Origin of the sequence: Pseudomonas sp. GM25, assembly GCF_000282255.1 — a bacterium.
In the GTDB taxonomy this organism is placed as follows: Bacteria; Pseudomonadota; Gammaproteobacteria; order Pseudomonadales; family Pseudomonadaceae; genus Aquipseudomonas; species Aquipseudomonas aphyarum.
Window position 1 is genome coordinate 340604 of record NZ_AKJQ01000035.1, and the last position, 10662, is coordinate 351265.

8 protein-coding genes are annotated in these 10662 nt (G+C 61.8%); 5 read left to right on the forward strand and 3 right to left on the reverse strand.

The genetic code is table 11. The annotated features are described in order from the left end of the window. Positions 1-20: 20 nt before the first annotated feature. The 4 genes from alr to PMI24_RS12880 all read left to right on the forward strand — a co-directional run bounded on the left by alr (position 21) and on the right by PMI24_RS12880 (position 4389). Positions 21-1094: an alanine racemase gene (gene alr / locus PMI24_RS12865; protein ID WP_007954491.1), complete on the forward strand. Its 1074-nt coding sequence runs from the start codon at positions 21-23 to the stop codon at positions 1092-1094. Positions 1095-1182: 88 nt separating this feature from the next. Continuing rightward, a complete protein-coding gene (locus PMI24_RS12870) occupies positions 1183-1731 on the forward strand; it encodes a cupin domain-containing protein (protein ID WP_003229444.1) in 549 nt (182 codons plus the stop codon). Between the two features lie 182 nt (positions 1732-1913). Beyond that, on the forward strand, positions 1914-2330 hold the full coding sequence (locus tag PMI24_RS12875; RefSeq protein ID WP_045121730.1) for a c-type cytochrome: 417 nt from the start codon (positions 1914-1916) through the stop codon (positions 2328-2330). Between the two features lie 136 nt (positions 2331-2466). Further along, positions 2467-4389, forward strand: coding sequence for an acetyl-CoA hydrolase/transferase C-terminal domain-containing protein (locus tag PMI24_RS12880; RefSeq protein ID WP_007954495.1), 1923 nt, complete (start codon positions 2467-2469; stop codon positions 4387-4389). A gap of 48 nt (positions 4390-4437) precedes the next feature. Here PMI24_RS12880 and PMI24_RS12885 read toward each other — a convergent pair whose 3' ends face one another. Both PMI24_RS12885 and rep read right to left on the reverse strand, forming a co-directional pair. After that, a complete protein-coding gene (locus PMI24_RS12885; RefSeq protein ID WP_007954497.1) occupies positions 4438-5010 on the reverse strand; it encodes a xanthine phosphoribosyltransferase in 573 nt (190 codons plus the stop codon). Positions 5011-5067: 57 nt separating this feature from the next. Then, a complete protein-coding gene (gene rep, locus PMI24_RS12890; RefSeq protein ID WP_007954499.1) occupies positions 5068-7077 on the reverse strand; it encodes a DNA helicase Rep in 2010 nt (669 codons plus the stop codon). A gap of 264 nt (positions 7078-7341) precedes the next feature. Here rep and PMI24_RS12895 point away from each other — a divergent pair, with 264 nt between their 5' ends. Continuing rightward, complete coding sequence (locus tag PMI24_RS12895) at positions 7342-9012, forward strand: putative bifunctional diguanylate cyclase/phosphodiesterase (RefSeq protein WP_007954501.1); 1671 nt, start codon at positions 7342-7344, stop codon at positions 9010-9012. 40 nt (positions 9013-9052) lie between these two features. Here the strand turns inward: PMI24_RS12895 and PMI24_RS12900 are convergent, their stop codons facing one another. Continuing rightward, the gene (locus tag PMI24_RS12900; RefSeq protein ID WP_007954503.1) at positions 9053-10447 is read right to left on the reverse strand and encodes a NorM family multidrug efflux MATE transporter; all 1395 of its coding nucleotides are present in this window, start codon (positions 10445-10447) and stop codon (positions 9053-9055) included. Between the last annotated feature and the right edge of the window lie 215 nt (positions 10448-10662).

Genomic DNA, 10662 nt, shown 5'->3' on the forward strand with positions numbered 1-10662 from the left:
CCGCCAAGAAGTCTGCTGCCATGCGTCCTGCCCGTGCCCTGATCGACCTTCAAGCCCTGCGTCACAACTACCGTATCGCCCGTGAAGTCACTGGTGCCAAGGCACTGGCAGTGATCAAGGCCGATGCCTACGGCCATGGCGCCGTGCGTTGCGCCCAGGCGCTGGAGGCTGAAGCGGACGGCTTCGCGGTGGCGTGCATCGAAGAAGCCCTGGAACTGCGTGCCGCCGGGATTCGCGCGCCGGTGCTGTTGCTCGAAGGCTTTTTCGAGGCGGACGAGCTGGCGCTGATCGTCGAGCACGATTTCTGGTGCGTGGTGCATTCGCTGTGGCAGCTCGAAGCGATCGAGCAGGCGGCGTTGAGCAAACCGATCACCGTGTGGCTGAAGCTCGATTCGGGCATGCATCGCGTGGGCCTACATCCGAAGGATTACCCGGCGGCTTACCAGCGTTTGCTGGCCAGCGGCAACGTGGCGAAAGTCGTGCTGATGAGCCACTTCGCCCGGGCCGATGAGCTGCACGAGCAGAGCAGCGCCGATCAGGTCGCAGTGTTCGAAGCCGCGCGTCAGGGCCTGGCGGCCGAAGTCAGCCTGCGCAACTCGCCGGCGGTGCTGGGCTGGCCGCAGATTCACAGCGACTGGGTGCGCCCGGGCATCATGCTCTACGGCGCCACCCCGTTCGAAGAAGCCAACGCCGTGGCCGAGCGCCTGCAACCGGTGATGACGCTGGAATCGAAAGTCATCAGCGTGCGCGAGCTGCCGGCCGGCGAGCCGGTGGGCTACGGTGCCAAATTCATCACCGACAAGCCGATGCGTATCGGCGTGGTCGCCATGGGTTATGCCGACGGTTATCCGCGTCAGGCGCCGACCGGCACCCCGGTGTTGGTGGCCGGTCAGCGCAGCCGCATTCTTGGCCGGGTGTCGATGGACATGCTGTGCATCGACCTGACCGACGTGCCGCAAGCCGGCCTCGGTTCGACCGTCGAGTTGTGGGGCAAGAACATACTCGCCAGCGACGTGGCGAAGTGGGCGGACACCATTCCGTACCAGATCTTCTGCAACCTGCGCCGGGTGCCAAGGCTCTATTCCGAGGGTTGAAGCGCAAGCGGGGCCCAAGTGTTGTAAATACTGAACGCTGTCGCCATGATAACGCTCAATATTTCTACAGCATCAGGAGGCTCCAGCCTTGGACGTCGGTGAACGACTGCAATCGATCCGCAAGCTCAAAGGGCTTTCCCAGCGTGAACTCGCCAAGCGCGCGGGCGTCACCAACAGCACCATTTCGATGATCGAAAAGAACAGCGTCAGCCCTTCGATCAGTTCGCTGAGGAAAGTTCTGGGCGGGATTCCCATGTCCATGGTCGAGTTCTTTTCCGAAGAGATCCTGCAGGAAAAACCGACCCAGATCGTCTACAAGGCCAACGAGCTGATCGACATTTCCGACGGCGCGGTGACCATGAAACTGGTCGGCCGCGCGCACCCGAGCCGGGCCATCGCGTTCCTCAATGAAATCTACCCGCCGGGTGCCGATACCGGCGAGGAAATGCTCACCCACGAAGGCGAGGAAACCGGGATTCTGGTGGAAGGGCGCCTGGAGCTGGTGGTGGGTCTTGAAACTTTTATCCTCGAAGCCGGCGACAGCTACTACTTTGAAAGTACCAAGCCGCATCGTTTCCGTAATCCGTTCGATGCACCGGCGCGACTAATCAGCGCAGCCACGCCGGCGAATTTTTAAACAAAGAGGCGCCAGGCCATACCGGCGAAGGCACCCGAAACGTTTTTCCACAGCGCGATATAACCCCTTCGACTTTGGGGTTGTTTCAGTGAAGCGGGCTAACCGCTATACTTGCGCCCGCCTGCGAACCGTGGCCGCAGGCGTGAATAGCCACCATTGAGGGTGAACGCGTGAACCTAATTATGAAAATGCTGGCTGCACCAGCAACCGTACTGGCCCTCTGGGCTGTCAGCGCTCAAGCTGCGACGAATGACGACATTGCCAAACGCCTCGAGCCTGTCGGCCAGGTGTGTGTTCAAGGGCAAGAGTGCAAGGGGATGGAAGTCGCTGCTTCGGCAGGCGGCGGTGGCGGCGCCAAGACGCCGGACGAAGTGATTGCCAAACATTGCAACGCTTGCCACGGCTCCGGCCTGCTGGGCGCACCGAAAATCGGTGACGCCGCCGCCTGGAAAGAGCGCGCCGATCACCAGGGCGGCCTCGACGGCATCCTGGCCAAGGCCATCACCGGCATCAACGCCATGCCGCCGAAAGGCACCTGCGCTGATTGCTCGGACGACGAGCTGAAAGGTGCGATCCAGAAGATGTCCGGCCTGAAATAAGCCGCGCTTCTGACGAAAAAAACCGTCTTCGGACGGTTTTTTTGTGCCCGCGATTTGGGCCTGAGGCTGTTCTTTGCAGCAAACAACCGGCAATCTCGGTCGTACCTCTATTCACGGAACGGGCAGGAGGCTTCAGATGGTGCAGTTGTGTTCGATCGAACAGGCAGTGGATGACGTGCTGGCGCGGTTGCCGGCGCATATCCACATGGGCCTGCCGCTGGGGCTGGGCAAACCCAATCCCTTCGTCAACGCGCTGTACCGGCGGGTTGCCGGGTTGCCCGACCGGCAGCTGACGATCTACACCGCCCTGTGCCTCGGCCGTCCGGCCCTGGGCGACGGTTTGCAGAAGCGCTTCATCGAACCCTTCGTCGAGCGGGTGTTCGGTGATTACCCGGAACTGGAATTTCTCGCCGACCTGCACCGCGACAGCCTGCCGTCCAACATCCGCATCGAGCAATTTTTCATGCAGCCCGGCAGCCTGCTCAACAGCGCGCCGGCCCAGCAGGATTACGTCAGCAGCAACTACAGCCACGCCGCCCGCGACATCAACGCCGCCGGGCTGAATTTGGTGGCGCAGTTGCTCGCCAGCAGCAGCGAACATCCCGATCGCCTGAGCCTCAGTTGCAACCCGGACATCACTCTCGACCTGTTCCCGATGATCGCCAAACGCCGGGCAGCGGGAGAGACCATTCTGCTGGTCGGCCAGGTGCACACCGAGCTGCCGTACATGCCGGGCGATGCCGAAGTCGATATCGATACCTTCGACCTGCTGATCGACGAGAAGGACAGCAGCACGCTGTTTTCCACGCCAAACATGCCCGTCGGCTTTCAGGATCACTTCATCGGATTACACGCCAGTACGTTGGTACGCGATGGCGGTACCTTGCAGATCGGCATCGGCTCGATGGGCGATGCGCTGACTGCTGCGTTGCTGGCGCGTCAGGCCGACAACGCCGGATACCTGGACTTGCTGGCCGATGTGAACCTCAGCCAGTGGGCGCAATTGATCGAGCGCGAGGGCGGCATCGAGCCCTTCGCCAAAGGCCTGTACGGTTGCAGCGAAATGTTCGTCAACGGCCTGCTGGTGCTGGCCGAAGCCGGGATCATCCGGCGCAAGGTCTACCCGGATGTGCAGACCCAGGAGCAGGCCAACGCCGGGACTCTCGACGAGGCGGCGCAAACCGATGGCCTGTCGATCCACGGCGGTTTCTTCCTCGGGCCGCGCAGCTTCTATGAGCGCTTGCGTGAATTACCGCTGAGCAAACGCCTTGAATTCAACATGACCCGCATCAGCTACATCAACGAGCTGTACGGTCAGGAAGAGCTCAAGCGCCTGCAGCGTCTGGATGCGCGGTTCATCAACACCGTGTTCACCATGACCCTGCTGGGCGCCGGGGTGGCGGATCAACTGGAAGACGGGCGGGTGCTCAGCGGCGTCGGCGGGCAGTACAACTTCGTTGCCCAGGGCCATGCGCTGCACGATGCGCGGTCGATCCTGCTGCTGCGCAGCTGGCGCGAATCCGGCGGCGATGTCAGTTCGAACATCGTTTGGGAGTACGGCCACTGCACGATTCCACGGCACCTGCGGGACATTGTGGTGACCGAGTACGGCATCGCCGATCTGCGCGGCAAGTCGGATGCGGTGGTGATCGAGGCGCTGTTGAACATCAGCGACTCGCGCTTTCAGCAGGGTCTGATCGAGCAGGCGCAGAAGGTCGGCAAGCTGCCGAAGGATTTCCGTCTCGATCCGCGCTTTACCGACAACACCCCGCAACGCTTGCAGGCGATTGCCGCGCGGCATCCGAACCTGTTTCCGGAGTATCCGCTGGGCTGCGATTTCACGGAGGTCGAGAAGGATCTGTTGCGGGCGCTGAACTGGCTCAAGAGCAAGTTCAAGCTGACGGAGATTCTGGAACTGGGCAAGGCAGCGCTGGACGCGCCTGAGGCTTCGCTGTATCCGGAGCATCTGGCGCGCATGCAGCTCACCGATCCGGAGGGTCTGAAGGAAGACCTGTTTCAGCGGTTGTTGCTCACTGGCCTGAAGGCCACCGCGCAGTAGCATCCGCCGCATCCCGGGGATGCGGCGGCAAGCTTGCGCCTTTAGCGATTACTCGATGAAAGTAACCACGCCATCCTTCAGCGACTTCACGCGAGCCAGCGACTCGACGCGGTAACCCTGCGAATCCAGCTCCGCACGGCCGCCCTGGAACGACTTCTCGATCACGATGCCCAGGCCCGCGACGGTGGCGCCGGCCTGCTTGATGATCGAGATCAGCGCCTGGGACGCCTTACCGTTGGCCAGGAAGTCGTCGATGATCAGCACGCGATCGCTGCTGGTCAGGTGACGCGGGGAGATGGCCACGGTGCTTTCGGTCTTCTTGGTGAACGAGTAAACGGTTGCCGACAGCAGGTTTTCAGTCAGGGTCAGGGACTGTTGCTTGCGGGCGAAGATCACCGGCACACCGAGGTTCAGACCGGTCATGATCGCCGGAGCGATGCCCGACGCTTCGATGGTGACGATCTTGGTGATGCCCGAATCCTTGAACAGCGTGGCGAATTCGTCGCCGATCAGCTTCATCAGGGCCGGGTCGATCTGGTGGTTCAGGAAGGCGTCGACCTTCAGGACCTGGTCGGAAAGCACAATGCCTAGTTCGCGGATTTTCTGGTGCAATGCTTCCATGAAGCTGTCCTCATTTGACGCTTTGTGCGTCGAAGGTCTAGTAAAAAGTGGTCAATTCTAGCGCTTTAACATCGCGCGTATATCAGCCAATGCGCTGTTGCCCCGCACGGCTTTGACTTCGGTCGGTGTGTCGTCGTTGCCTTCCCAGGCCAGGTCGTCCGGCGGCAGTTCATCGAGGAAGCGGCTTGGCGCGCAGTCGATGATCTCGCCGTACTGTTTGCGCTTGGCGGCGAAGGTAAACGCGAGGGTCTGGCGCGCGCGGGTAATGCCCACGTAGGCCAGGCGGCGTTCTTCTTCGATGGTGTCGGCTTCGATACTGGAACGGTGCGGGAGGATTTCCTCTTCCATGCCCATGATGAACACGTAAGGGAATTCCAGGCCCTTGGACGCATGCAGGGTCATCATCTGCACGCCTTCGGCGCCGTCTTCCTCTTCCTGCTGACGTTCCAGCATGTCACGCAGGACGAGTTTGCCGATGGCGTCCTCGACGGTCATTTCGCCGTCTTCGTCTTTTTCCAGGGTGTTCTTCAAGGCTTCGATCAGGAACCAGACGTTGCTCATCCGGTAGTCCGCGGCCTTGTCGCTGGAACTGTTGGTGCGCAGCCAGTTCTCGTAGTCGATGTCCATGACCATGCTGCGCAGGGCGGAGATCGGGTCTTCGCCGGCGCACTGCTCGCGCACCTTGTCCATGAAGCGCTTGAAGCGCGACAGGCGATCGGTGAAGCGGCTGTCCAGATGTTCGCCCAGGCCGAGTTCGTCGGTGGCGGCGTACATCGAGATTTTGCGTTCGGTGGCGTAGTTGCCGAGTTTTTCCAGGGTCGTCGAGCCGATTTCACGGCGCGGCACGTTGATCACACGCAGGAAGGCGTTGTCGTCGTCCGGGTTCACGATCAGGCGGAAGTAGGCCATCAGGTCTTTCACTTCCTGACGGCCGAAGAAGCTGTTGCCGCCGCTCAAACGGTACGGCACCTGATGGTGCTGCAGTTTCAGCTCGATCAGCTTGGCCTGGTAGTTGCCGCGATAGAGGATCGCGAAATCGCTGTACGGGCGGTCGGTGCGCAAGTGCAGGCTGAGGATTTCCATGGCCACGCGCTCGGCTTCGGCGTCCTCGTTGCGGCAGCGGATCACGCGGATCTCGTCGCCGTGGCCCATCTCACTCCACAGCTGCTTTTCGAATTCGTGCGGGTTGTTCGAGATCAGCACGTTGGCGCAGCGCAGGATGCGGCTGGTGGAGCGGTAGTTCTGCTCCAGCATCACCACTTTCAGGGACGGGTAGTCGTCCTTGAGCAGCATCAGGTTTTCCGGCCGCGCGCCGCGCCAGGCGTAGATCGACTGGTCGTCGTCGCCCACCACGGTGAACTGGTTGCGCTTGCCGATGAGCATTTTCACCAGCAAATACTGGCTGGCGTTGGTGTCCTGGTATTCGTCGACCAGCAGGTAACGCACCTTGTTCTGCCACTTTTCGAGGATGTCGGCGTGCTCTTCGAAGAGTTTCACCGGCAGCAGGATCAGGTCATCGAAGTCCACCGCGTTGAACGCCTTGAGCGTGCGCTGGTAGTGGGTGTAGACGATGGCAGCGGTCTGCTCCTTGGGGTTGCGGGCGTTTTCCAGGGCCTGGGCCGGCAGGATCAGGTCGTTTTTCCAGGCGCCGATCATGTTCTTGATCTCGTCGACGCCGTCGTCGCCTGCATATTCCTTCTGCATGATGTCGGTCATCAGCGACTTGACGTCGGTTTCGTCGAAGATCGAGAAACCGGGTTTGTAGCCCAGCCGTTCATGTTCCTTGCGGATGATGTTCAGGCCCAGGTTGTGGAAGGTGCAGACCGTCAGGCCGCGACCTTCGCCGGCACGCAGCAGCGTGCCGACCCGTTCCTTCATCTCGCGCGCGGCCTTGTTGGTGAAGGTCATGGCGACGATGTACTGGGCACGGATGCCGCAGTTCTGGATCAGGTGCGCAATCTTGCGCGTGATCACGCTGGTCTTGCCGGAGCCAGCACCGGCGAGCACCAATAGAGGGCCGCCGACGTAGTTCACGGCTTCTTGCTGCCGGGGATTGAGTCGGGACATACGAAAATTCGGGAGTCGTTGACGAAATGGGCCGGCATTTTAACAGGCTCAGCGATTTGTGCTGCTCTCTCCGACTTGTGACGCAGCACGCGATTCAAATTTGCCGGTTTTGTTACTTTCACGCAGGATGCGCGGTGATTTTGCGGCTAATGTTCTCATTCGTGACACAAAATAACGTTTTGATAACCGTTGTCGTTTGGTCATTGGTAGCCGCAACGGCATAATGCCCGCCGCCCACATCATTGCAGAGTCTAGGGAGTCAGCTTGACTACGCCTGTCGAACCCTTGCGTTTGCTGCTACTGGCCGAAGAGCCAGCGTGGACAGCGTTATTGCGCGAGTGTCTGGCTCCGTTGGGGAGTGCGGTGGTGCTGATCAGCGCGCCGAACTGGGAGTCGGTCAGCAGTCTGTTCGAAGACAACCGCCACGCGGTGTTGTTGACCGTTCCCGCGTTGCAGCCGGCGCCCGGCCGTTGCAGCCTGCCGACGGTATTGCTTCTGGAACACGAACCGGCGACCGCGCCCGACGGCGTCAGCGACTGGCTGGTATTCGATGCCCTCGATGCCGGCATGCTCCGGCGTTGCCTGCGGCATGTGCGCGAACGTGGCGTGCTGGAAAACACCCTGCAACGCCTGGCCGAACAGGATCCGCTGACCGGCATCGCCAACCGTCAGGGCTTCCAGACCCTGCTCACGGCGCGCCTCGCCGAAAACGACGGCCGCGGCCTGGCCCTCGGGCACCTCGACCTCGACAACTTCCGCCACGCCAACGATGCCCTCGGCCACCAGGCCGGCGATAGGCTGATCCTGCAAGTCGTCGCACGATTGAAAAGTCAGCTGGAAGTCGGCGATCAACTGGCGCGCCTGGGCAGCGATGAATTCGCCCTGCTGATCGATACCCGCCGCGCCCCGCAACGGGCGGAATGGATGGCCGAACGCATCACCGAAGCTCTGGCTGAACCTTACTGGGTTGACGGCGAAAGCCTGTTGATCGGCTCCAGCCTCGGCATCGCCCATGCCCGGGCCCAAGGCGGTGCGGATCCGCTGATGTGGCACGCGCACATCGCCATGCAGCAGGCCAAGAGTACTCAGGGCTGCACCTTTCACATCTTCAACGAACGAATCAACCGCAACGCGCGAAGCATGGCCGACCTCGAAAGCGAGCTGCGCCGGGCTTTGCGTCGCGATGAGCTGGAGTTGCATTACCAGCCGCGTCTGAACCTGCAGGACGGCCAGATCGTCGGCCTCGAAGCGCTGGTCCGCTGGCGTCACAGCGAACGCGGCTTGCTGCCGCCGAGCGAATTCGTGCCGCTGGCCGAGCAAAGTGGGTTGATTGTGCCGCTGGGTTACTGGGTGATTTCCCGGGCCCTGCGGGACATGCAGGCGTTGCGCGAACGCGGTCTGCCGGCGCTGCACATGGCGATCAACCTGTCGTTCCGCCAGTTTCAGGACAGCCAGTTGCTGCCGACGCTCAGCCGTCTGATCGCCGAGCGAGGGGTCGAGGCGCAGTGGCTGGAATTCGAACTCACCGAAACCGCCGTGATGCGCCGCAGCGATCTGGTCAAGCAGACCATGGACGCGCTCGGTCGCCTCGGCGTGCGTTTTTCGCTGGATGATTTCGGTACCGGGTTCTCGTCGTTCGTGCACCTCAACAGCCTGCCGATCACCTTGCTGAAGATCGACAAGAGCTTCGTCGGCGGCATGGAGCAGCGCGAAGAGAACCGCAAACTGGTGCACGCGATGATCAACCTCGCGCACAACCTGCATCTGGAAGTGGTGGCCGAAGGGGTAGAAACCCGCGAGCAACTGGATCTGCTGCGAGGGTTCGGCTGCGATCAGGTGCAGGGTTACCTGATCAGCAAGCCGTTGCCGTTGGCGGAGCTGGTTGATTATCTGGTGGCTGATGCCAGTCAGCCTCCGCTGGGAATTGTGGTCTGACGAACAAGTAAGCGGGAGCAAGGTTGCTCCCGCCGACCTGTCATTCCGGCTGAGCGATCTTGAAGCCTTGAGGTTGCGGCTCGAGCCGAATCATCCGCTTCATTTTCCATTCGAACGCCAGCGTCAGGCTCACCGCCGCGCAGGCAAGCCCCAGCGCCAGACCCCACCAGACGCCGGTCGGCCCCCAGTGCAGATGGAACGCCATCAGCCACGCCGCCGGCGCGCCGATCAGCCAGTAGCAACCGAGCCCGACCAGAAACGTGGTCTTGGCATCCTTGAGTCCACGAATGCAGCCCATGGCAATCGTCTGCGTGCCGTCGAACAGTTCGAACCACGCCGCCACCGCCAGCAGGCTCACCGCCAGACGAATCACCTCGGCAAACGCCGGGTCGTTATGGTCGAGGAACAAACCGACCAACTGATTCGGCAGCAACCAGAACACCATCGCAAACCCCAGCATCACCACTGCGCCAAAGACGATGCCGACCCGCCCGGACATCCGCGCATCGCTCAATTGCCCGGCGCCGTAATGCTGGCCGACGCGCATGGTGATCGCATACGACATCCCCGCCGGAACCATGAACGCCACCGAGACGATTTGCAGGGCGATCTGGTGCGCCGCCAGTTGCGTACTGCCCATGGTGCCCATGCACAGCGCCGCGAAGGCGAACAGCCCGACTTCCACCGCGTAGGTTCCGCCGATCGGCAGGCCCAGGCGCCAGAGTTCTTTCAGGTACTGCCGGTTCGGCCGCGACAGGCCTTCGCGCAACGGGTAGGCGTCGTAGGCCGGATGCCGGCGAATATGCCAGGCCAGTGCCAGCGCCATGCAGTTGGCGACAATCGCCGTGACCAGGCCGATACCGGTCAGCCCGAGTTTCGGCAGGCCGAACATGCCGGTGATCAGCGCGTAATTGAGCAGGAAGTTGGCCACCGTGCCGGCGAGGCTGATGACCATCACCGGTGTTGCCCGGCCGATGGCGCTGGTGAAACCGCGCAGGGCCATGAAGCTCAGGTAGCCGGGCAGGGCGAAGGGCAGGGCGATCAGGAACTGCCCGGCGGCGTTGACGTTGGTCTCGGTCTGGCCGAACAGCAGCAACACCGGTTTCAAGTTCCACAACAGCAGCCCGGCACCGAGCGCCATCAGCCACGCCAGCCACAGTCCGGCCTGGGTCAGTTTCGCGGCGCCGATAATGTCACCGGCACCCTGACGAATCGCCACCAGAGTGCCGACCGCCGCGATCACGCCGATGCAGAAAATCGACACGAACGAATAACTCGCCGCGCCCAGACCGCCGCCGGCCAGCGCTTCGGGACTGAGGCGGGCCATCATCAGGGTGTCGGTCAGCACCATCAACATGTGCGCCAACTGCGAGGCGATCAACGGCCCCGCCAGCCGCAGGATGGCCCAGAGTTCGGTACGCACAGGACGCTGCATGTTTTCACATCCTTATAAAAGAGGGAGCAAGAGACCGTCGATTCTCAGGGTTTGGCGCGGGTTGCACAAAGGGATAAAAAGGATGGGTGGCATGATTAAAACTCATCCTGCCGCGATTCTGCTAAGTTGGCGCAATCCCGCCATTGGAGCGCTGTGCATGTCCCGTCGTCTTCCACCCTTGTATGCCCTGCGCGCATTCGAAGCGGCGGCCCGCC

Bases quoted from the DNA above. Each gene is read 5' to 3' on its own strand.
- alr (WP_007954491.1), top strand. From the start codon at position 21: ATGCGTCCTGCCCGTGCCCTGATCGACCTTCAAGCCCTGCGTCACAAC.
- PMI24_RS12875 (WP_045121730.1), top strand. From the start codon at position 1,914: ATGAAAATGCTGGCTGCACCAGCAACCGTACTGGCCCTCTGGGCTGTC.
- PMI24_RS12880 (WP_007954495.1), top strand. From the start codon at position 2,467: ATGGTGCAGTTGTGTTCGATCGAACAGGCAGTGGATGACGTGCTGGCG.
- PMI24_RS12885 (WP_007954497.1), bottom strand. From the start codon at position 5,010: ATGGAAGCATTGCACCAGAAAATCCGCGAACTAGGCATTGTGCTTTCC.
- rep (WP_007954499.1), bottom strand. From the start codon at position 7,077: ATGTCCCGACTCAATCCCCGGCAGCAAGAAGCCGTGAACTACGTCGGC.
- PMI24_RS12900 (WP_007954503.1), bottom strand. From the start codon at position 10,447: ATGCAGCGTCCTGTGCGTACCGAACTCTGGGCCATCCTGCGGCTGGCG.